General features: G+C 44.2%; 13 protein-coding genes and 1 pseudogene. 2 read left to right on the top strand and 12 right to left on the bottom strand.

The window, feature by feature from the left end; all coding sequences use genetic code 11:
* Nucleotides 1–95: 95 nt before the first annotated feature.
* From R7R78_RS02580 to R7R78_RS02555, 6 genes are all read right to left on the bottom strand, one after another.
* Nucleotides 96–1040: a hypothetical protein gene (locus R7R78_RS02580; protein WP_017633759.1), complete on the bottom strand. Its 945-nt coding sequence runs from the start codon at nucleotides 1038–1040 to the stop codon at nucleotides 96–98.
* Nucleotides 1033–2025, bottom strand: a complete 993-nt coding sequence (locus R7R78_RS02575; RefSeq protein WP_213966598.1) for a DUF2169 domain-containing protein — start codon at nucleotides 2023–2025, stop codon at nucleotides 1033–1035. Before R7R78_RS02575 ends, R7R78_RS02580 begins: the two co-directional genes overlap by 8 nt.
* Entirely contained in the window at nucleotides 2006–3325 is a 1320-nt protein-coding gene (locus tag R7R78_RS02570; protein ID WP_225472981.1) for a hypothetical protein, read from the bottom strand. The genes R7R78_RS02575 and R7R78_RS02570 overlap by 20 nt, the downstream gene beginning before the upstream one ends.
* Nucleotides 3326–3436: 111 nt before the next feature.
* Nucleotides 3437–3919: a hypothetical protein gene (locus R7R78_RS02565; protein ID WP_025767908.1), complete on the bottom strand. Its 483-nt coding sequence runs from the start codon at nucleotides 3917–3919 to the stop codon at nucleotides 3437–3439.
* 2 nt (nucleotides 3920–3921) lie between these two features.
* Nucleotides 3922–6000: a type VI secretion system tip protein VgrG gene (gene tssI, locus R7R78_RS02560; RefSeq protein ID WP_005373412.1), complete on the bottom strand. Its 2079-nt coding sequence runs from the start codon at nucleotides 5998–6000 to the stop codon at nucleotides 3922–3924.
* A gap of 72 nt (nucleotides 6001–6072) precedes the next feature.
* Nucleotides 6073–6591, bottom strand: coding sequence for an Hcp family type VI secretion system effector (locus R7R78_RS02555; protein ID WP_005373415.1), 519 nt, complete (start codon nucleotides 6589–6591; stop codon nucleotides 6073–6075).
* A gap of 456 nt (nucleotides 6592–7047) precedes the next feature.
* On the opposite strand from R7R78_RS02555, the gene tssH reads away from it, so the two are divergent.
* On the top strand, nucleotides 7048–9726 hold the full coding sequence (tssH, locus tag R7R78_RS02550) for a type VI secretion system ATPase TssH (RefSeq protein ID WP_225472979.1): 2679 nt from the start codon (nucleotides 7048–7050) through the stop codon (nucleotides 9724–9726).
* Nucleotides 9713–11344 carry a sigma-54-dependent Fis family transcriptional regulator gene (locus R7R78_RS02545; protein ID WP_054576094.1) on the top strand — a complete coding sequence of 544 codons (1632 nt, stop codon included), beginning with the start codon at nucleotides 9713–9715 and terminating at the stop codon, nucleotides 11342–11344. The genes tssH and R7R78_RS02545 overlap by 14 nt, the downstream gene beginning before the upstream one ends.
* A 72-nt stretch (nucleotides 11345–11416) precedes the next feature.
* Here the strand turns inward: R7R78_RS02545 and R7R78_RS02540 are convergent, their stop codons facing one another.
* From R7R78_RS02540 to R7R78_RS02510, 6 genes and pseudogenes are all read right to left on the bottom strand, one after another.
* Nucleotides 11417–16042 carry an OmpA family protein gene (locus R7R78_RS02540; protein WP_225472978.1) on the bottom strand — a complete coding sequence of 1542 codons (4626 nt, stop codon included), beginning with the start codon at nucleotides 16040–16042 and terminating at the stop codon, nucleotides 11417–11419.
* Nucleotides 16043–16054: 12 nt separating this feature from the next.
* The gene (locus tag R7R78_RS02535) at nucleotides 16055–17491 is read right to left on the bottom strand and encodes a hypothetical protein (RefSeq protein ID WP_225472977.1); all 1437 of its coding nucleotides are present in this window, start codon (nucleotides 17489–17491) and stop codon (nucleotides 16055–16057) included.
* Nucleotides 17492–17494: 3 nt separating this feature from the next.
* Nucleotides 17495–19162: a hypothetical protein gene (locus R7R78_RS02530; protein WP_225472976.1), complete on the bottom strand. Its 1668-nt coding sequence runs from the start codon at nucleotides 19160–19162 to the stop codon at nucleotides 17495–17497.
* 397 nt (nucleotides 19163–19559) lie between these two features.
* The gene (locus tag R7R78_RS02525) at nucleotides 19560–20996 is read right to left on the bottom strand and encodes a hypothetical protein (protein WP_225472975.1); all 1437 of its coding nucleotides are present in this window, start codon (nucleotides 20994–20996) and stop codon (nucleotides 19560–19562) included.
* Between the two features lie 3 nt (nucleotides 20997–20999).
* Nucleotides 21000–21665, bottom strand: a pseudogene (locus R7R78_RS02520) (hypothetical protein); the annotation flags it as partial.
* A 443-nt stretch (nucleotides 21666–22108) separates the two neighbouring features.
* The gene (locus tag R7R78_RS02510) at nucleotides 22109–23086 is read right to left on the bottom strand and encodes a toxin-antitoxin system YwqK family antitoxin (RefSeq protein ID WP_225472974.1); all 978 of its coding nucleotides are present in this window, start codon (nucleotides 23084–23086) and stop codon (nucleotides 22109–22111) included.
* Between the last annotated feature and the right edge of the window lie 2 nt (nucleotides 23087–23088).

Genomic DNA, 23088 nt, shown 5'->3' with positions numbered 1-23088 from the left:
GCTTTCACTGCATGAGTTATACGCTTTTTCGTGTTACAAACTTCAACCTAATAATATGAGTATATTTTCATTGCTATTTGATCGATGAGTGCCCACTAACATTGCAGTAATTGGAGAACTCCTTTGTCACCATGAAAGTCGAACATTAACAACGTAGTTGGTTGCTTAAAGTGGTGCTCTCTGACCGCAAAGGCAATTAAAGCGAGAGAAGAACAACTGCCCATCGTGCCCCACAACTCATTGATAAGCTGCGGTTGTTCTGGGTTCGTGAATCGTTCTGCTTTCGCCCCCAGAGCAAAGCCGTAATCTTCCGAATGCATGCGCAGGTTCGTCATATCGGAATACACTTCACCAAATGAATCGAGCTTTTTACTCGCACGTTGAACAAGTCGAAACATGCCTCTTCGGTCTGAAGTGTTTAATTCCGTATCAATGTAGCCAAGCTGCGCTTGAGGCTTAAGTTTCAATGTTTCTACGGTGTTTTTTCGACAAAGAATTAAACCCGCCCCACCCTCGCTCGGAATAACGCCCCATGGATTATTGGTACTCATTACCATCGCATCGTCGATGAGTGTTTGCATCGAACTCACCAAGGAATCGACACTGATACACATCATAGCATCATATTTATCCAATGATTTCATGGCCTGGAGAACGAAACTAGGCCCACTGGCATGAACAGCATTCACCACAGAGAGAAATTCAGCATAGTTACTTTCACCAAGCCATTCTTGCACCTTTACTAGAGAAACAGACACAGGCACCGCTATAAGCAAAGGTATTGGTCTCAATGAACGTGGTAACTGTGCTAATAATGAATCAAGCAAGTGGGTGATTAACTCACACGTTTTTTCAAACTGCTCACTTTCTTTGGTGTATTCGATTTTGGCGTAAGTAAAACGCTCGATACCATCATCCCCTACACATTGGTCGAATCTTCCTAAATCAGCATACGAAACTGCACTAGCAATATCTAAATTCATACCGGTTGGCGTCATCACTTCCATCCCTAGCACGTAACGGCCTGTTGAATTATGCATGCTCGCTTACCTCTTCCAACTTAGTGATGGATGTCGACACCAACAAATGCTCCTTGCCCTGACAAGGAAACACAGCGGTGTAACTGATTGATATAGTTTTCTTTTCCGCATCAACGAATAAGGTGTACATCGCCATATCAGCTTGATAGCTTTGATCTTTGAACGTCGCGATCGCACGGTATTTTTCTTTAGGAATTCGAAATGAAAGCGTGTCATCATGACAAAAACCACTCATCATCAAACGCTCCCCCCCACGAAGAAAGCCTTTGCACTGTTGATCAATAGGCGCGCTTTGGAAGAACCGCTTATCAAAATCGAGTGGCAACATTGGCTTGCGATTCTCAATCCAATCGTCATCGAACGTGCCGGCCAGCTTCTGGCGCGACTCAAAGAACGGAGGCACTGGCCCGAACCCCGCAACGCGTAGTTTTTTCGCGGCGGCACTCCAGTCCTCTCGGGGATAAAAAACCGAGGGTACTTTCTGTTCAAGCAATTCTTTGTTGGAGTCGGCAACCCCACCACCTATTCGGTTACGTAAATCACCGCCTACCGCGCAAGTGTAATCAATGTCTTTTTCAATAAATGGAACTGGATTGCTCAGCGAGATACTGCCAGCATGCTCAACCCATACGCGCTCCCCGTGAATAGCGAGAGTCTTATCGATATGACCATCAATCAGCACACGACACTCTTGGTATGTCACTGGCTTTTTCGCGTAGCTGCGCGCTTTGCCGTAAACAAGTACATCTGTGTTGTCTTTGGTATACGCGAACTCGTGGTCAACTTTCATCGCAGAGAAGCCTTCTTCGCCCAAATATTGGGGATCATCGAAGATTTCACTTTCACCTAATTCGTGCCAAACCACACCATCGAATTGCCAAGTACGTTTAGCGACCACAACCCACACTTCATCGCCGTTTTCGTCACGTTGAAAACGACCTTTAAGTGATAGCTCAGGGTGCGCTTCAATATCCCATAACTGCATTGCTATTCCTTAAGTTGAATCGTTCGCTCGCAGAAGGTGCGGCCTTTAAATTGTTGAAGTTCCAGTCTTGCTGATGTATCGGCATCGCCATATCCCAAGGCACGTAGGCTCTGGATTGAATGCAGATTTGGCGCCATAGCCAGTCGCGGAACAGCACATCAACGTTAGAATCTTGCATCGCAGCTAACGTAGACTCGAAGCTCAATGCGTAACCCAAGCGGCTTGGTAGATTTTGGATATATTTTTCATCTTCCACCCACTCATTGAGCAGATCGACGATCTCTTCCCATTCATATTCGACACCAACATCTTGCGGAGTCAGAGGAAGAAGCTTTCCGTAGACGACATACAAAGCTTGAAGCCAAATTTCACCCTCAGCTTCCTCCAGACTTTCCAAGTGCTCGATGATTTGAGGCACCAGTTTCCAATCGCCACTCAGCGCAAAATCAACAGGTGCTAATGAAGAAGAGATATCAAACGCCTCAAACTCTTTTAACTCAAGCAACTTGGCATAAGTAAGCACTTGCGCTGATGGTAATCCATTTGGTTCGATGCCAAAGCTCTGACGGAACCAAGTGCCTCTGTCACGTTTGGTAATCAAACGTTCAAATAGGTATTGTTCGCTGCCTGCATTGTCATTAAGCCAATCAATCCCCTCTTTTACGTCTTGTAAAGCGAGCAGTGGCAAAGCAACTTGAGAGCTAATGATGCTGGCTTTGTGCCAGCGCTTGATGAGAGAAACACTTAATGTTTGACGTACACGTAAGCATTCAAAGTAAAACGCACTGGATGTCGCATTACCCTCAATAAGCTCCGAAAGCGTGCTATCCATAGATTCAACCGGAGATTGTACGGCAATGACCATTGCGGTTTTAGCGTCAATATCTTCGAGTAAACTCAATCCGCACAAAAGGTTATCCAACTCTGAGCCCAACTCGACCTGTAGCATCAGCCAGCTGTAGATTTCTGGCTCCTGGCCTCTTAACTGATGAATCAACCCCGGTGCTAGCCGATAAAACGACAAGTACACCTGCTTCAGTTCTTCAATTTGGCGTTCAATCAGCTTGAGATACGCCAACTCACGACTTGGATAACCCCTTTTGTGAATTTGAACTCGCTGCCTGATTAAAAAACCGATACTTTCAGAAGCAATGGACAGCTTTTCATTACAGAAATCCAGCCATGTTACTGGCAATTGGGAAAGGTCGTTCACAGCGCGCTCAGCTTTTGCTAACGCGCCTTCGACTTCTTGATTGGTTATGGGTGCCTTTAGGTGCTCGACACCGATTCTTTGTCGCATCTAGTTATCCGTTATTAGCGTGCCATAACGCGATTGCAATTAGTTAACTCGAAGTAATTAGCTCACTCGGCGTGACTTGTTAACACAAAACCATTAGCTAATGCTAGGTAATTAGTTAATTGCGATCGTTCCGCCTTGAATTTTTTGTGCTTTTTCTGCTTGAGAGGTGACGTACTTCGCTTTAGTGGTAATTCGTCCATCGCGCCCGCTATAGCGAGTTTCTGTCTCACCACTTTTGACTACCAACTCTTGTTCTGTCTCGATAACCATCTTCTTCGCTCGCAATACAAACTCGTCAGAGTCATCCAGAATGGAGAAGAAAATGTCCGTCACAAGAGGCAAGCTTAAGTCGTCGTTCAAAAATTCAACTCGACAACTTAATCGATTATCGATAGCCATTTGCAGCTCAGAACGACGAAAGCCACGTCCTAGTCTCGCAGTGAGTGGCTGCTTAAATGGGTTACCATCAAAATCAACTCGCACACTGCCCGTAGACTCATTGATAGCCACTATTCTTCCAAAACGCGAAAAGCAAGCCGTTGATTCGGCTTGCTGCTCTGATATTACTTCTGTTGTAAGAGGTTGTTTTTCCATTGTTAGTTAACCACTACGTTGCCACCTTTCACGACGACTTTGTCACTGCCTTCGATCGTAATAGCCGAGCCTGATAACTTTATTGAACCATCACTGTTCATCACTAAAGAGGAACCACCCGTTTTCAATACAATCTTGTCGCCACTGATAATTTGCGTTGCACCATCAGCTTTATAAGCGGTGTTCCCTTTCACTGATACCGTTAAGTTGCCACCAACCGTCTGGTTATCATCCGCACCAATATCTGAACTCTTAGACGCACCGATAGTAAGGTTACTGTTTTCGCCAATATCTAAGTCATCATTTTTACCGATCTTAGTCGTACGGTTATCACCAATTTCTAAGTCAGAATTGTTTTTCACATACTGGGCTTCGTTCGCGTTGTATGTAACGGTAACGTCTTGCTCGACTGTCTCCGTAAACGTACTGTTTACCTGTGTCGTTTTATGCCCATGAATGGTTTCTTTATGGTCACCATGAACTTCATTCGTTTGGTGACGTGCAACCTTCAAGAATTCATCTTGACCGATATCACGGTAACGGTTGTTGAGCACCTTGGTCGACATGTCTTTTTGAGCGTGAATATAGACTTCTTCTTGGTTCGCTTCGTCTTCAAAACTCAACTCGTTGTAACCTGTTCCTTTGTGCGTTTGCGTGCGGAACGTGGTACGAGTTTTGTTTTCTGGCAAAGAGTACGGTGGGAAATGCAAACCGTTGTAAACTGCGCCCGTAACTAACGGACGATCTGGGTCCCCCTCAAGGAAAGTTACTACGACTTCGTGGCCAATACGCGGCAAATAAACTGCGCCCCATGTTGGCGCCGCCATGGATTGGCTTACACGAATCCAACAGCTTGAATGCTCGTTGTTATCACCGTAGCGATCCCAATGGAACTGTACTTTCACTCGACCAAGCTTGTCGGTGTAAATCTCTTCACCTTCTGGTCCTACAACGACCGCCGTTTGAGGGCCATCCACTACTGGTGCCGCTAGTTTAGGCGCTTTAAACACCACATCGCGTGGAATACACGAGAACTGGTTGTAGTAAGTGGTTGGCATACCACTCGCTTCATCTTCATGCACTTGCGGATCTTGACCTGTGTGCATTACAGACAACATGAGGTAATCGCGGTTAATCTCAGAACGCGGGTGGTCACTGACGTTAAAGCTGTAACCAGATGCTAAGCGCATTACGTCACTCGTTGCTTCCACTTGTTGATTATCGACTATGTGTTCCGACATCCACTCCGTGGTTCTCACCTGACCCATCAGCGGGTCGACGTATCGTCCAGGATAATCAAACTGCTTGAGATCTTGGTCTAGCTCGCCAGCCTGTGTCATCTCTTGTGGAATTTTAGGGTGTTCGTAGTTGTAATCTGTGTACGTAACCTGTCCCGTTCTAACGCGGTTAACTAACTCGAGATCAGAGATATGTTCGCGATCGGCAACACCACCACCATCGGCATGATAAACAATCGGCCCAATGTATGAAGCATTTAGTGGCGAGCTTATCAAAGGTGCAATCGCGTCATTACTGTCGACAATGACCATCGTATGATTTGAATCGCTATGGTCAAAGTAATACCACATACCGTGTTCAGCCATCATACGCTGCACGAAGTGCAAATCAGACTCACGGTATTGCAGAACGTATTCTTTTGGAGGATAAGTACCCGACACTTCAAATCGGTAATCGGTGACTGCCCCATCATCGAGTACTTCTGTGATGATGTCTTGCGCTGACTTTTGCTGGAAAATACGACAATCTTGGCGCTGAGATAAGAACCAAGCTTGAGGAACCAAGACTAATTGATAACGAGAAAAACGACGTCCAGTCCCTAAGTAACGAACTTCATTCACCACGCCGTTGAACACACGCGCAGCCCCAACACCTTGTCCGTAAAGTGTCAATGTTCCTGCTTTACGTATTAACTCATCGAACGAGATATCTGGATCAAGTGAAAGTAATGAGAGATTGATGTGGAAAGGCTTAGATAACTCTTCATGAACATGAAAGCTCTCAACCCGAAATTCATGCCCACATCCAGGCACTTCAAATTTAAATTCTACGTCATTCACCATATCTTTTACCTGATACAAATAATCGAATTAGGGCCAACAATCGTTGGCCCTGAATCTTTACGCGACGAGCAATTAAGCTTCGCGTGGAGCACGCCAGTCGTCGTTACCCGCAGTACCACAGTTTTCGTGAGTTACTTCGATCGCACGGTAAGTGAACTTAAGCACTTCTTCTGTCACGCGGTCAGCTGTTGCTGCGTCTTGACAGTGGTTCATACGAGTTTGGATATCGACAAGTAGCGCATCAATCAATTTGATTGAGTAGTAGTGCTCTTGTTTACCTTGAACTGAAGTACGGTAGAAGCGGATCACACACTCAGGAAGTTTTTCGCCAGATACTAGTGCGTTGAATAGTAGTGGAGATGAGCGATCTTGAACTTTAGTTACAACAAGTGGACGGTGTACACGTTGACCAGTTGGCTGACCACTTTGTGGATCACGTGGAACAGTTAGCACGTGATCAAGTTCTTGTACTAGGAACTCATCAACGTGAGCTTCTTGCCATGTGTTACCTACTGAATCTGCAGAGTAAGTATCTTTAGTAATATGGCCTTGAGTCTCACCTTGGATAGACATATATGCTGGAGTTGGCATCGCTATTTCCTTTTCTAAAATCTGTTTTGTTTAAATCACCAAATCGCTTATCACCGCGACTACTTGGTATAATCAAAGTCCGTGCCAACTTTAAAAATACAATAAAAACAACAACTTAAACAAATTAAGACATTATTCACTAATATCTTGAGTACAATTTATTGGATAAAAAACCAAAAAGTTGGATTAAGATAATAATAAATTGTTCTAACTTTAAAAAGTGAAAATAACCATATAAAACCGTGTAAATAAAGTCATTAAAACTAACAAATCCGACACTTTTACTATCAATTAATTTAGAATAACAACGCCATTAAAATAACCACAAACATTAATGTCACAATAATCATTAAAAATAACCAACAAACGATAGTCAAAATATCTTGATAAAAAAAGAACGCAATCACTTTTAGTATAATAGCCGCTACCTCTTTTCCTCTAAAGAATAAAATGGTTATGATAAATATAAACCTTTCTTCATTAATTCAGCGTCTACACCCGATTGCAAAAGTAGCATTAGAAGACGCCGCTGCACTTGCAGTCTCTGAAAAAGTAAACGAAGTTCAAATTGAGCATTATTTACTGAGTCTATTAGAAAGGCCAAATAGTGATTTTGACGTCTTATTAAGTCATTTTGATTGTTCTGAGAACTTATTAAGACAATCGGTTCGATCCACACTCGACACCAACGCCAAAGGAAATGGCAGCAAACCTGTTTTTTCTGCTTTATTAATCGAATGGTTGCAAGAAAGTTGGCTGGTTTCTTCTTTAGATCTATCCGAAACACAAATCCGCTCTGGTGCCCTGCTCCTTACTCTTGTTAGCAACCCTCTCCGTTACGGCCAACATGGTTACGCCTCTATCCTTGAAGCGGTAAACCCTGACAGCCTTAAGCGTAACTTTGCAGAGCTAACAAGCCACTCTATTGAGGCGCAAGTTGCTACTTCAGAAAAAACACAAGCTCGTGAAGATGGTTCAGCACTGAGCAAGTTCACAACCGACTTCACTGGTAAAGCACGCAAAGGCGAAATCGACCCTGTTTTCTGCCGCGACCAAGAAATCCGCCAAATCGTGGACATCCTTGCTCGTCGCCGTAAAAACAACCCTATTGCTGTTGGTGAACCGGGCGTTGGTAAAACCGCAGTAGTAGAAGGCTTGGCACTTAAGATTGTACAAGGTGACGTACCAGACAACCTCAAAGGTGTTGAGCTTTACGGCCTGGACATGGGTCTTCTGCAAGCTGGTGCAAGCGTAAAAGGCGAATTCGAAAAACGCCTAAACGCAGTATTGGATGAAGTGAAAAACTCGCCAACCCCTATCATTCTTTTCATCGATGAAGCACACACCCTTGTTGGCGGTGGTAACCAAGCGGGCGGCAGCGACGCGGCAAACTTGCTAAAACCAGCCCTAGCGCGTGGTGAAGTGAAAACCATCGCTGCGACAACATGGTCGGAATACAAGAAGTACTTCGAGAAAGATCCTGCTCTTGCGCGTCGTTTCCAATTGGTGAAACTCGACGAACCGTCTCCTGAGCAAGCAGCATTGATCATTCGTGGTCTGCGCCCAGCATACGAGAAGTCACATAACGTTTACGTGCGTGACGATGCTATCACTGCTGCGGCAGCACTTTCTGCTCGTTACATCTCTGGCCGTCAACTGCCAGACAAAGCGATCGATGTACTAGATACGGCGTGTGCACGAGTGAACATCAGCCTTAATGCCATTCCTGCTTCTGTTGAGACTCTGCAGCAAGAACTTGCAGCTCAACAGCGCGAGCTTGAAGCACTTGAGCGTGATGCTCTGCAGCAAACTGGCGACAAGCACAGCCTTGCTAACATTCCAGACCTAAAACTGGCAATGGAAACAACGAAAGAAGAGCTAGCAGAACAAGAAGCGCAATGGCACAAAGAAAAAGAGCAGATCCAAGAGATGATTGCTCTACGCTCTCGCTTACATGAACTGGTCTTTGGCGAAACAAACGAAGAAGAGCTTGTTGCAGACGAAGATTCAGAACAAGAGCAAGACGTTTCTCCATATGCAGAAATGGATGAAGAAGCCGTTCGCATTGCAATTTCGGGCTGCCAAGAACAGCTAGATGTAATCCGCAATGGCAACCCACTGGTTCACTTTGAAGTGGGCCCAGATGAAGTCAGCCATGTGATCTCGGACTGGACTGGTATTCCAATGGGTAAGATGCTTCAAGACGAAGCAGAAACCACGCTAAAACTGAAAGAAAGCCTAACACAAAGCATCAAAGGCCAAGAATACGCTATCGATGCACTGTCTGAAGGCATTCAAACCGCAAAAGCAGGCTTAGGCAACCCAGACGCACCAACAGGCGTATTCCTGCTGGTTGGCCCAAGTGGCGTGGGTAAAACCGAAACTGCTCGTGCAATTGCTGATCAAATGTTTGGTGGTGAGCGCTTTATGACGACCATTAACATGTCTGAGTTCCAAGAGAAGCACACGGTATCTCGCCTAATTGGTTCACCTCCGGGTTACGTAGGTTACGGCGAAGGCGGCATGCTGACAGAAGCGGTTCGTCAACGTCCATATTCTGTTGTTCTTCTTGATGAAGTGGAAAAAGCCGACCCTGAAGTGTTGAACCTGTTCTACCAAGTGTTCGACAAAGGCACGCTGAACGACGGCGAAGGCCGAACCATCGACTTCAAGAACACGCTGATCATCATGACCAGTAACCTTGCAACACACGAGATTGAATCTTTGGTTCATCAATCAAAAGACATCGATGCAAACATCATCGCAGAAGCTATTCGCCCTACATTGAACCAACATTTCAAACCAGCGCTGTTGGCACGTATGTCAGTACTACCATTTGTTCCGCTGTCTGATGAAGCAATGACAGAAATTATTCACCACAAGCTGAACAAAGTTTCTCAGCGTCTACAGAGCCATCACAAGTTGTCGCTAAGCTACGAAGACAGCTTGGTTGAGTTCGTACTAGGTAACTGTCGCCTTGCTGAAACGGGCGCGCGTAACATCGACGCGGTCATCAACCGTCAGTTGCTGCCGCAACTATCGACTCAGCTATTAGTGCATGACAAGGATGATTCACATACGCAAATCGAAGTGTCTGTCGATGAGCAAGGAACACTAACCTATGCGTTCAGCTAACCATAGCGAACTTAGTAACGCCCTACTTGCGATCAGTCAGTCTTTGGCTGATCGCAGCCAGCTTACCCAAACCTTGGATGCTGTGTTGACCGCTGCGAGACAAATGACCCTCGCAAAGCACGGCATCATTTATGTTTTGGACCAGACTGGCCAGGCGTTGATTCCAAGTACCGCTCACCATAACGATAAAACGATTGTTTCCCACCCTTGGGAGGCATTGCAGATTGATTCCGCTAGTGAGAACGATCCATTTAACTTTGCCATTCGTAATGGTGAAGTGGTGTTGATTAACGAGTTGTATAAGTACAACGGCTATGACTGCGAAAGCATCTATCAAACAGAACAGACGCTAGGGCTAAAAAGCGAGAACTTACTGGCTTGGCCTTTGATTGATAGCGAAAGTAAGACCATTGGACTCTTGGTCTTGCTCGATTTAAGTGTTATCGACAATGAAGCTGCATTGACTGAGTTTTGTCGTATGGCCGCGAGTAATATTCGCCAAGCCGTTTGGTTAGAGCAATACGGGCAAGTAATAAAAAATCTCAATGCCGACAATCAAGCCCTAGTGCGCGAGAACACTCAGCTCAAAAAACGTACCCAGAAAGCCTATCAAGGTCCTATTGCAGAGAGCGAAGAAATGCTCAATGTCTTGAATCGTCTTGATAAGGTGCTATCTCTTCCTGTCGACGTTCTGTTGCGTGGTGAAACGGGCGCTGGTAAAGAAGTGATCGCGAAATACATTCACGAAAACTCTAATCGTTCAGAACAACCTTTGATCGTACAGAACTGTGCCGCAATCCCAGAGCAGTTATTAGAGTCAGAACTCTTTGGCCATAAGAAAGGCTCATTCACTGGCGCGGACAAAGACAAAGTCGGTTTGTTTGAAGCAGCCAACGGCGGCACGCTATTCCTGGATGAGATTGGCGATATGCCAATGCTACTGCAAGCAAAATTGCTGCGTGTGCTACAGGAACGTAAAGTTCGCCCAATCGGCACTAGCAAAGAGATTGAAGTGGACGTTCGCGTTATCGCCGCAACCCACTGTAATCTTATGCAGCAAATCAAAGATGGCGGATTCCGTGCCGACTTGTTCTATCGCTTAAATGTCTTCCCTATTACATTGCCGCCCCTGAGAGCCCGTAAGTCGGACATTATTCCCCTTGCTGAACATTTCGTGCAACACACAACCAACACGCTAGGTTTGCCGCAAGCGCCAGGGTTAAGTGCCAACGTACGTAAACAGCTCCTTGCCTACCAATACCCAGGGAACGTGCGTGAGCTTAAGAACATCATTGAGCGCTCGGTGCTACTGTCCGATTTTGAAACCATTACTCACATTGAGTTTGGCGAACAAATCCCAGAAGATGTACCAAGCATCGACATGAAAGCAGCTTCACCTACCCCAGAGCAACCTGCTTACGAGCAGCAAGCACAAGTGGATTTAGAAGACGTTTCAAAGAGCCTTAAGGACGTTGTCAGCCAATACGAGCGTACAGTAATCATCGATTGCTTAAATGCCTGCAATTGGCACACCAAGAAGGCCGCTGAGCAATTGGCGCTGCCAATGAGCACACTCAACCACAAGATGAAGAAATACGACATTTCTGCAGCGGGTTGATGGGGCTTAAAAAGAAAATTCTAAATTCAGTATGAAGTCATAAGAAAAGAAAAACCGCCCGAAGGCGGTTTTTTATTTATTTAAAATCCAATCATTTATCAATTCAATTTGGTCATCACTTAACCTATTCGGCCTAGCTTCACCCTTGTCCAGCCATTCTAAAATAGGTCGAAACTCATTGTGCGTTTTTCCTAGACGGCTTACTATTTCTTGTCTCGAAAATAAGTCTGTTTTATCCTCTATTTTCAGAATTTCTTCGGCCCCTTTGATTAGCTCATCCTTACATTTATACCAAGTTACTGGAATGTCCTCACGGTCAACGGCATGTATATTAAGCTTTAATTTTTCTGATTGCGCATGTAAACCTGATCCAATAGGCCCAATAAGTTCAAGTTGAAGGTCAATATATTCGTGAAAATTATCAACTAGCTTCTCAACTCTCTTAAATGGTTTAAGCCCAGCTACTTTTGAACCTAATACATTGACATATTCGGGCTTGAAAATCTGTGCATAGATATCCGTCTTCTGGTGCAATCCAACTAAGTTGGTGATAGCGTGACTTTTAAGTTCATTCGAACTCATTCTTGAATAAGATTGACGTAAGCTCTCTAGCTGAGTGGAGAGCTCAGTTTTTAATGGTGCTCCATGCTTTTGTGAGGTCATTACGTCAAACTGCCATTCATTATCTTTTTCAACAATGGTGCCTATTCGATATAACTCCTCTTTACCCAAAGTGAAGTGAGTTCCACCTGACACACCAGGTAGAAAATCAATATTGTTTGTAAGCTCAACCGCTCGCAATTTGGCCTCAACACCTATCACTTTACCAGGCGCGAATCCTAGGTTACTGAAATGTGTATCAGGACAGTGTTTAGTCTTAACAACCGCTAGGCAATTGACCCACTTACTCCAATCAAAATCCTCAACCTCCTCCTTGTAGTACCGCGCGAAATCAGAGTATTTACCTTCAAGACCTTGCTGCATTATATGGAGTTCAACGGTCGGATCATCAAACACTTTCGGGAAACTACCTTGATCTGCATCTGGTTTAGGCGCTGACAGGAAACTTCCTGAAACTAACAAATGATCAGCATGTTTAATGTCTTTATTTTTACCAAATTGATAAAGCCGAGAGGGGCTTAATGAAAGATCGAATGTAGAAATCCCCCATGTCCCCCAAAAGTCATAATTAATAGGTTCAAATGAATCATTAACCCCTTTGATGCCCGCCAGGTACTCATACTCTAGAGGTAACTCACCGGTGCGTAATTCTCTATTTTCCTCTTCAAACAAGCTTTTCAAATATATGTTTTTCAGCGAATCGGACGGAATCCACGGCCTTGTTCCTTTAATTTTGTTGACTCCAAAAACAAAAGACGGTTCGATAATCACGCCCCAAGTTTCATCATCAGATTGCTGGTTAAACAGCGCTTGTTCTTTAGAAGTCAAATTTAAATTATCGACTATCGGCTTAATATCTCGCAGGTACTCTGAGCTTTTATTGACAATTTTGGCCCCTTTCTTCACCGCATCTGTCATAGTTGAGTAATTCGACCAATTCCAGCGAGCTTGAACCTCAATTCCCACTCGATGTAAAAAGCGGCGCTTTTCTGGCTTTAATGACTCGACCGCTTCTTTAGCTAAGACAACGATAATCCTAACCTCATCAAATGGTGACAAAGATCCATGTTCTTCTAGGAACTCATCCATTGCTACCCATTCTTTTGGTGCTCCGTCACGAGCCGTTTTAACGGATATTGACTGTTTAGCTCCTTTGTACAGCGCTTCCAGATCGTCAGTTTCAAACGGAACTTCAAACATTTTGACAAGCGCTTGAGTATTAGCGGATGCCATGTAGTGAATTGGGCTGTATTCCATAAATGGTCTTGGGCTTTCACTATCCTCAGCGTCAGAGTACCAATCGCTCAACTGTCTGCCCGCAATACTTGCCCCTAGTTGTGCGTAAGCAGAATAAGTGCTGGCTTTTAGGAGTGATAACTCAGCTTGTGCATAGTCCGAATCCATATAGAACTCGTCTAAGTGAACCATACCAAACCCATTCTCATTTAGTTGCCACTGATCGTTGAGCAAAAACTGTTCAATGTAGCCAGCAATATGTTCATCCGAGACGTTGACATACTCGCCTGACATCTCTTGATAGTTTCGTTCAAGCAATAATCGACTCAAGCCATTCAATGCATGCGCACGTTTGTAATAACTTGACTTCATCTCGTCAGAGAGACTTTCTGAACCAAATGACAGTATTTGTTCTTGAGAGACAATATTTTGGTATTGTATTTTTTCAAGATTATTTCGTAACTTTAAAGTATCTGCTTCTTCAGTAATCAAATCATAAAGATTTGAGAACAGCGAAGAACCTGCCTTGCCTACCGTATAAATAAAGTTAGCAGTAGCTCCCAAAGGCGTTACTGAAGCCACATCAAGGGCAGTATCAAGGGCAAGTTCTATTGCATCTAAAGTGGCCGCGTCAAGCTGCATCTCATTAGCAATCATCATTTGACGGGACTTTTCGACCACGGTTAGTCCACCGCGAGAAACTGGGTAATCTAAGATTGCTTCAAAATGAAGCAGTAAGTCGACGCGACGATTGCGCCGGCGTTGATCTTCAGAATCATTGGGGACAAGCGGATCTCGCTCACCTAGACCAATGGCACGTATGCACGTTTTCCAAACGGCCTGGTTAGACGTGATCCCTTCTAATATACATTCTCGTATGTAACTCGCTCGCTTTTCTGACAAAGTCTGGTTGTATTCGATCGACCCGCGTGAACAAGTGTGACCTTTTATCGTAATTGGAATCGGGCGGTGTATTTGCGATAGTATCCCCCCCAATTCAATTAAGTTGGCTCTAGCTTTAGGGTTATTCGAGTCGCTACGGTCAAAAGCAAACGTTGTGCTTCTTAATTCGAATATGTGTCGCCCTTTTTTAACCTCGGTATTTAATGAAAGCTCATCGTTGTCTCCAAGCTTGGGCAGTAGATTTTTGAGTTGTTCAAGTGCCTTAGTCTCTGCGTCCAAAAGTGCCTTATCACCAATACTGGCCAAAGATTTCATTCCAGGCTGCTGTACAGTCGCAAGGTACTCAAGCACAACAGAATCAAGCCTTTTGCTTGCCTTATCGTCTTTGTTGTAAGCCTCTACTAAGTTCCCACCTTTAATGATGACATCAGCCAAAGTGTAACCTTTACCGATCTTTTCCGCTATTTGAGTATTTTGTAATAACTGACGCCACTGCGAAGGCACTTCAATCAAATTGATCTTATCTTTCAACTTATCAAATAAGATATTGCCTTTGTCACCGAACAACTTAATCATATCGATTTGACTCTGGCCAAATGCGGCCGTGTTCGCTGAAAGGTCATTAGCTTTACTTATAACGGACAAACAAGCCTCTGTCGCACCCGCAATATTTCTCATTTCGCTATCAGCACTGCCACCAACAGAAGCCGCAGCAACCTTGGCTACGGTTTGCCAACTTAACTTGTGTTGCATCGTTTGGGCTGCACTTTCAATGTACGCTTTATTGCTTTGTACACTGTGCCATATCTGGGGAGCAATTGCGTTTTTTGACTCACTGGCGAGTTTTTCAGGCAAATCAGTTGGGCTTTGTTTCAGTTTTTCCAGTAAATTGGGATAAAGGTGAGGGGCTTGATTGAACAGTGCTTCCTCTACCGAGATGGGATCACCGTTCACCAAAGCACTGCGCCCAAGCGGGGTTGAGATCGGTAAGTGCAATACCCGTTCGCAAAAACTGTATTGCTGGATTTTAGTATCTTGCCAAAAGTCTCGCGCACTACTCTCTCTAACGGTGGAGAGATCAATATCAAAACGGCAATGCTGGTTCGCCTCCTCGAGCTTAAACACCGAATCGGAAATTACCCAAAACGTAGCGCTATAAATGTTCTTTTCTTGACCGTCAATATCTTTGAATTTCACTTCTTTAACAGTGCTCACCGCAGTTAAATTACTGCCTTCTGCATCCCCTTTAATTCGCAACTGTGAAGGAAAATTCGACAGCGTAACCGTCGCGCCAACAAAGTTGGCATCAGAAAAATGCACCACAATCGTAAATGTCTGCGGTAAAACAATGGCATTTAGCGTATTCAGTTGCTCTGTCTCGATCGAATCCTCAAGCTTACCGATAGCAGCAGCATAGTGTTTATCACTGACTTCCTTACTTGGTAATAGAGCTGTAATGGGAAAATCTCTTTGATTAGCCTTTGTGAAATAGTTTTCGTCAGGCTCAGTTTCTGCTCCTGAGATAAGTGAATTATACAAATTCGCCAGCCATTTACCGTCTTTCCCCTCTTCACTCATAAGATGAATTGGCGCTAAATAAGGCGGAAAAAATAGTAAGCGAGAGTGACCAGAGGCAAACGTTGTTGCGGATGCAGGATTGCCTTGCAGTGGCAAATCTTGCCCCAAATCTAATGGTCCAGGTGCGTTAAAATAGGTAATTTTCCCGAGTGCATCACTGTACAGTAACGCCGCTTTCGGTGGTGTTTGAGTTTGGTGCCCTTCACCATCATAGCTGACAGCCCTAGTTTCACGGTCGTCTTTATGCGCGAAACACACATTACGTAATGGAAAATATCGACTATTTGGTACTGGTCCCTTGTCATCAAAAAGTTGACCCAGGAGGTAAACACCACTGACTTTAAGGTTTAATTTCGCCATGAAGTTTACTCCTTATTTAGCTTTATTTGAGTGACAGTGTGCCGTCACAAAATGATCGCCTTGTCTTTCAATTTGGCATGTGCGCTCACAACGTCGGATTTCAAGTGATGTCCATTTTCCATAATCTATTTCTTTACATTTTTCTTGCTGTGCTTCCTGATAACGGGCGAAAGCTTGTTTGTATTGAGCGTGGTCTGGTAAGGCAGGGAATTCCTGACGTAAATCATAATCAGAAAAGTCAGGCTGCAAACTCGCTGGAACATAAAGGGAGAAGCCATTAACACTATCGCCGTCTTCAGGCAGTTTATACTGGTAAGCGAGTTCATCAATCGGTGAGCTCTCATCTGCCTGACGCGCTCTATACAATCTCGGGGTAGGCGCATCATCGCCACTTAATACGCCGAGTTGCAACGTGTAGCGACTGTCTTTGTTAGCTAAAGGTATGGCTTTGTCGGTTGCTCGAGTATTAAATGAACGATAACCATCCTTGGTGTTGCAAGTAAACGCACCACCATCCTCCCGCCAGTAGATATAATCTGCAACGGCATTGTACTTTCTCCGCTCTTCGGCTAAATAACATTCCTTAGGGTAATAACGCTCCTCCTTGTAATGTTGCCAGTCGCCAACTTGATAGGCAAGATTGGTTTCCTCATCGGCCCTACCTAATACAATTTTGTTATGGGAAGTTCTTGCTGTTACTAGTAGCTGTGTTCCTTGATTCAAAAGTTGCACTCTTATAGGTTCATCATAAGCATGCTCGTTACCATCCAGCCATTTCTTTCTCAGTTCAGGAGAATCTGGATTAGGTAAAGCCAACGGCAGATCACTCATAACCATGCTGTTGGTATCAAATTCATACGCCTTACCGAGTTTCGACATGTAAGCTTTACTGCTGTCAGGCAACCAGCCACCAAAGTTACAATCACCCCCGAAGCGTTCGATTTGGCGGGTTTTAAGGTCTGCAACGGCACAACCTTTTAACGATGCGAATAACCCCATGTTAAAAAATAAGAAGCGACCATTTGGTGAGCGCTGCGGGCGCAAGTTTTTGGTAAACCCAACTAGGCTGCCAACTTCTTCTGGAGTCAACAAGGTTTGCAGGTTGCTGCCGTCTAAATTCATGGTGTATAAACCAGCTTGTTTGCGGTTTTCAGCACGATAAATCTGCGTGATGATTTGCGGCGTGTCTCCGGGATTGTCCCACTGAGCCAACGGCGCGGTGCGTGGGTCTGCGACTTCCAATATCCAATCAGCTCGCTCTGACGTCCTATCAACAAAGAGCCCCATCGAGGAAACAACCGTGTTTAACGCCTTGTTATATTTTTCTTGCTCCGCTTGTGCAGCAGCTCTTTCATCTAACCATTGCTGAACTTGTGGGCTAAAGGCGCTGCCTACCCCGACGCCCGCAATAGCAAATGCGGACAAGCCAAATAAGACTTTTTTATTCATCACTTACATTCCTAATTCTTGTTTCCACAGCGACATATATTGGCTGAGATTATCTTCTGCATTCAGCTCTTGTTCGCTGCGTTCTGGCTCGGGCTCTACCCTTTCCGCCATTTGAGTCGGAGTCGACCAATTCTGTATTTGCTCAAGAGTTAAGTCTTGAAAAACCAGTTCCGAGTGATGGGTATAACCTGGAGAGGTGATCTGTAAAGTGAATTTTCCTTTTGGGGGAAAACCACCTAGCTGCGCCGTCGCAAAATGTGGGTTTTCTTGGTCATATTGAAGCGCTTCACTCAGTACCCAATCACTTTCACTATCAGATATCACCGCATAATGAATAACTGGGGTATTAAAATCGATTAGCCCGGTTTCAACTGACAATTGAAAACCACTGTTTTTTCCATCTACATAAGCAATCACGGTGTTGCTCTGATCATAGCTGCGAACTATGGCTTGTTGGTCGCTCAGCCATGGCATGTCGTCTTCGGTAACTTTGTGGATGGCGGCGCTATCTACATCGGAGGTGAATTCTTGTGCACTGAATGACTGCTCGTCACTGTAACTGCTTAATTCATCTAATGGTGTGCTGGATTTCTCTAGCAAAGCAGCATCCGATTCTAATGCTTCAATTTGAGCAAAGCGCTTTTGCTTTGGTGAGAAAATGATCTTGAGTCCATTTTCCCCCTGTTGGATCTCACCCGATATTTTGTAAGGTGCCCAGAAGTGCGCCATAGCAAAACCGCTTGCGCTTCTTTGTATTACCTGTGGTGTGTCTTTTTTCTTTTCTTCTTGATCTAGGGTACGGTAATACTCGACGTCAACATCTTGGTAGTAACCTTTCTCGTTTATGGCCATCTCGCGCCAAAGCTTTCCTTTCCAAAAGACATAAAGAAAACCACCACGCAGATCAGAAGCTTTTGCTTTGTCGTTGCTACCATCTAAGTAAGCCAATGGTCTCACAGGCACTAACACGTTATCCCACTCATCCATCTGAGTTTCTTTATCAACGGGTTGCAGGTCTTCGGCGAGTTTAAGCAAAATTGGCTGAGGCTGGTCAGTGCAAGGGATTTTGATATAGAGCGTTTTTCCCTCAGCTTCGAGATCTTTAAATGTCGCGAGGCTGCGGTGTTTGTTTTCGGTATCAGCCTTGCCTACAGTAACTTTTTCTTTTTGAGCGTCCGTTTTTCCCAACATCAAACATGCCGCGTTGCTAGACCACTGCCCTGCAAACTCGACAACGATTTTTTGATCTGGGCTTGGCTCAGAGGGGACATGCGTGTAACTGCGAACTAGAGCAACATCGTCAGTAACCTGCTTGTAACCCGCTTTAAAAACTTTGCTTTCATTCGAAGCAGGTACAGAGTCAACGAGTGATTTAAGTCTAGGGAAGCTTTGCAGCTGAGAGTCCGTCAATGGCGACCGACGTGCAACGGTAGATAATGACACCCAATTGCCTTTTCCCAATTCGATTCTTATAGCAGCTAGTAATGCGCTGGTCGTTTTTTTGGCAGAGATGGAAATCTTTTGCGCCAATTCTTTAGGGAGGTTTCTAAGGATGTCATCTGAATTTCGCAAACGCGAAAGCTGCCCTATACACTCGTCCGGTGTAAGAACATAAGATAGCTCGTTGGAGGATAGCTTCGAGCTAGGTATAAATTTGCAAACTAAATGCATTTGAATTCTCCACAACCAACATCGTAAATATGGCTGCGGTGACAATTAAGCTGATAAGGCTTACAAGTACGATTTGGTGCGCTAATGCTACTAATTTAATTTATAACATTCAATCACATAGAAAAATCGACAAATAAGCTGAAAGCCAACCAAAAGACACATTAGCTAGCAAGTAAGTCACTTTAACTACAGATAAAGACAAAACAACTAGACATTGAAATCAAAAAGAAGGATTAAAATAAAAGGAATTTTTTTATTTTTGGGCAGAAGTTAACAGTTTCATTATTACGCAGGAGAAATATCGACTATTGGGTACTGGTCCCTTGGCATCAAAAAGTTGACCCAGGAGGTAAACACCACTGACTTTAAGGTTTGATTTCGCCATGAAGTTTCCTCCTTATTTAGCTTTATTTGAGTGACAGTGTGCCGTCACAAAATGATCGCCTTGTTTTTCAATTTGGCATGTGCGCTTACAACGTCGGATTTCAAGTGATGTCCATTTTCCATAATCTATTTCTTTACATTTTTCTTGCTGTGCTTCCTGATAACGGGCGAAAGCTTGTTTGTATTGAGCGTGGTCTGGTAAGGCTGGGAATTCCTGACGTAAATCATAATCAGAAAAGTCAGGCTGCAAACTCGCTGGAACAAAAAGGGAAAAGCCATTAACACTATCGCCTTCCACAGGCGGTTTATACTGGTAAGCGAGTACATCAATCGGCGAGCTCTCATCTGCCTGACGCGCTCTATACAGTCTCGGGGTAGGCGCATCCTTGCCACTTAATACGCCGAGTTGCAACGTGTAGCGGCTGTCTTTACTAGCCAAAGGTAAAGCTTTGTCGGTTGCTCGAGTATTAAATGAACGATAACCATCCTTGGTGTTGCAAGTAAACGCACCACCATCCTCCCACCAGTAGATATACTCAGCAAAGGCATTGTACTTTCTCCGCTCTTCGGCTAGATAACATTCCTTAGGGTAATAACGCTCCTCCTTGTAATGTTGCCAATCGCCAACTTGATAGATGAGATTGGTTTCCTCATCGACCCGACCTAATACAATTTTGTTATGAGAAGTTCTTGCTGTTACTAGTAGCTGTTTTCCTTGATTCAGAAGTTGTACTCTTATAGGCTCATCATAAGCATGCTCATTACCATCCAGCCATTTCTTTCTCAGTTCAGGAGAATCCGGGTTGGGTAAAGCCAACGGCAGCTCACTCATAACCATGCTGTTGGTATCAAATTCATACGCTTTGCCAAGTTTCGACATGTAGGCTTTACTGCTGTCAGGCAGCCAGCCACCAAAGTTACAACCGCCGCCAAAGCGTTCGATTTGGCGGGTTTTAAGGTCTGCAACGGCACAACCTTTTAACGATGCGAATAACCCCATGTTAAAAAACAAGAAGCGGCCATTTGGTGAGCGCTGCGGGCGCAAGTTTTTGGTAAACCCAGCTAGGCTGCCAACTTCTTCTGGGGTCAACAAGGTTTGCAGGTTGCTGCCGTCTAAATTCATGGTGTATAAACCAGCTTGTTTGCGGTTTTCTGCACGATAAATCTGAGTAATGATTTGCGGCTTTTCTCCGGGGTTGTCCCACTGAGCCAACGGCGCGGTGCGTGGATCTGCAACTTCCAATATCCAATCTGTTTTCTCTGATGTCCAACCATCGAAGAGCCCCATATAAGAAACTACTGTATTTAGCGCTTTGTTATATTTTTCTTGCTCCGCTTGTGCAATCGCTCTTTCATCTAACCATTGCCTAACTTGTGGGCTATAAGCACTGCCTATCCCAACGCCAGCTATGGCTAATGCGGTCAAGCCAAATATGACTTTTTTATTCATCACTTACATTCCTAATTCTTGTTTCCACAGCGACATATATTGGCTGAGATTCTCTTCTGCATTCAGCTCTTGTTCGCTACGTTCTGGCTCGGGCTCTACCCTTTCCGCCATTTGAGTCGGAGTCGACCAATTCTGTATTTGCTCAAGAGTTAAGTCTTGAAAAACCAGTTCCGAGTGATGGGTATAACCTGGAGAGGTTATCTGTAAAGTGAATTTTCCTTTTTGGGGAAAACCACCGAGCTGCGCCGACGCAAAATGTGGGTTTTCTTGGTCATATTGAAGCGATTCACTCAGTACCCAATCACTTTCACTACCAGATATCACCGCATAATGAACGACAGGGGTATTAAAATCGATCAGCCCAGTTTCAACTGACAATTGAAAACCACTGTTTTTTCCATCCACATAAGCAATGACCGTATTACTCTGGTCGTAACTGCGTACTATGGCTTGTTGGTCACTCAGCCATGGCATGTCGTCTTCGGTAACTTTGTGGATGGTTGCGCTGTCTATATCGGAAGTATATTCTTTTGCACTGAATGACTGTGCGTCACTGTAACTGCTTAATTCATCTAATGGCGTGCTGGATTTATCTAGCAAAGCAGCATCCGATTCTAATGCTTCAATTTGAGCAAAGCGCTTTTGCTTTGGTGAGAGGATGACCTTGATCGGCTCAGGCTAGTCGTAAATTGAGTTTTTGATGTAATTGAACATTAATACCGTAACAATAGCTAAATCATTGAATCAATTGGGCCTAGAGTACTTTCCTTCTTTGTTTTTCTTCCATTCGACTATGGCTCTCATCAATCCAAAAGATCAGAGAGCAAAGGTTGATTAGGGCTGTATTACACTGGTCCCATATAACTGTTTTGTTTCGAGGTTTAAGCATTAATCTACGACGACCCTTGGAATTCGTTCAGATCGCAGCTTATTGATTTAATTCCATCGATTTAAGCAACAAAACTCCAATAAGCAACCAGTATAGTTGAAAGGGTGTTTATAAATCACACATCCAATCGAAGTAAAAACAGGATGTTTATTTACCCGTCCCTACTACTAAAAAGCGTAAAAACTGAGGAGCCTTCCCATTCAAACTTACAAACTCAAATCGTTTATAGCATTGTAAACTCAGTGACTTCTCCATCTTTGTAGATGAACTGAGTTTTTACACCGTTTTCAGTCCAAAGTAGTTCTTCACCATTAAGCTCACCTTGGGTAAAGTGGCTGGTTGACTGCGGTTTACCATTCTTGTACCAAGTTTGTTGCTTGCCTTGTTTCAAACCAGCTTGATACTCAGCAGTGCGCATTAATTGCCCATTTTTATACCAAATTGACTCTTTGCCCTGCTTAAGACCGTCTTTGTATGTCACGTCACTTTTCAGTTGACCATTCGGATACCAATAACGTTCCCGACCTTCAAGCTTCCCACTAACATATTTGGCTTGGACAGCAATGTTGCCATTTTCAAACCAGTGTTCATGTTTACCGTTATATTCACCGACAGTAAACGTAGTTCGCTGTTTCAGCTTGCCATTGCTGTAATACCAAGTTTGCGTACCTTGCTGTCGGTTATTTACGAACTCACCGCTGAATATCAGCGTACCATTACCGTCCCAACCCTGTGTTAACCCATGACGCTCACCTTGATTCATATTGATGAACCATTGCTTACGGCCATATGTGTCCCAGTATTTGGTTAATCCGTGTTTTTTACCATTGAGATACTGACCTTCCCATGCCATCTGATTAATCAGGTGTGTGTACCAGATAGCAGCGCGCCCATTCAACACACCATGCTCATAAGTATTCAACATTTTAGGGCGACCAGAATAAGTCCAAAACTTCTCTTCACCGTGCTTTTTACCGTCAACATAGGTGATTTCACTAAGCTTATTCAAAGATTGCTCAGGCTCATCTTTATCCATAAAGTACTGTAAGTCAGTGCCCGTGAAAGGTGTTGTATGACCTCGCTCATAAGCAAGCATTTCTTTTTCACCTTTAAATTCAAGAATAGCTGCATTAGCAACCAGCGGAATTAAACACAAGGCCAGCAATCCATGTTTAATAAAATGGCGTGCTTCATCGTACATAC

Source organism: Vibrio sp. 2134-1 (assembly GCF_033339495.1).
Note: the sequence above shows the minus strand (reverse complement) of the source record. Positions and strands in the feature narration are given on the sequence as shown.

What these genes read in the sequence shown, in the direction of transcription:
- R7R78_RS02565 (WP_025767908.1), bottom strand. Translation starts at nt 3,919, where the DNA reads ATGGAAAAACAACCTCTTACAACAGAAGTAATATCAGAGCAGCAAGCC.
- R7R78_RS02580 (WP_017633759.1), bottom strand. Translation starts at nt 1,040, where the DNA reads ATGCATAATTCAACAGGCCGTTACGTGCTAGGGATGGAAGTGATGACG.
- R7R78_RS02570 (WP_225472981.1), bottom strand. Translation starts at nt 3,325, where the DNA reads ATGCGACAAAGAATCGGTGTCGAGCACCTAAAGGCACCCATAACCAAT.
- R7R78_RS02555 (WP_005373415.1), bottom strand. Translation starts at nt 6,591, where the DNA reads ATGCCAACTCCAGCATATATGTCTATCCAAGGTGAGACTCAAGGCCAT.
- tssI (WP_005373412.1), bottom strand. Translation starts at nt 6,000, where the DNA reads ATGGTGAATGACGTAGAATTTAAATTTGAAGTGCCTGGATGTGGGCAT.
- R7R78_RS02575 (WP_213966598.1), bottom strand. Translation starts at nt 2,025, where the DNA reads ATGCAGTTATGGGATATTGAAGCGCACCCTGAGCTATCACTTAAAGGT.
- R7R78_RS02525 (WP_225472975.1), bottom strand. Translation starts at nt 20,996, where the DNA reads ATGAATAAAAAAGTCATATTTGGCTTGACCGCATTAGCCATAGCTGGC.
- R7R78_RS02510 (WP_225472974.1), bottom strand. Translation starts at nt 23,086, where the DNA reads ATGTACGATGAAGCACGCCATTTTATTAAACATGGATTGCTGGCCTTG.
- R7R78_RS02530 (WP_225472976.1), bottom strand. Translation starts at nt 19,162, where the DNA reads ATGCATTTAGTTTGCAAATTTATACCTAGCTCGAAGCTATCCTCCAAC.
- R7R78_RS02545 (WP_054576094.1), top strand. Translation starts at nt 9,713, where the DNA reads ATGCGTTCAGCTAACCATAGCGAACTTAGTAACGCCCTACTTGCGATC.
- R7R78_RS02535 (WP_225472977.1), bottom strand. Translation starts at nt 17,491, where the DNA reads ATGAATAAAAAAGTCTTATTTGGCTTGTCCGCATTTGCTATTGCGGGC.
- tssH (WP_225472979.1), top strand. Translation starts at nt 7,048, where the DNA reads ATGATAAATATAAACCTTTCTTCATTAATTCAGCGTCTACACCCGATT.
- R7R78_RS02540 (WP_225472978.1), bottom strand. Translation starts at nt 16,042, where the DNA reads ATGGCGAAATTAAACCTTAAAGTCAGTGGTGTTTACCTCCTGGGTCAA.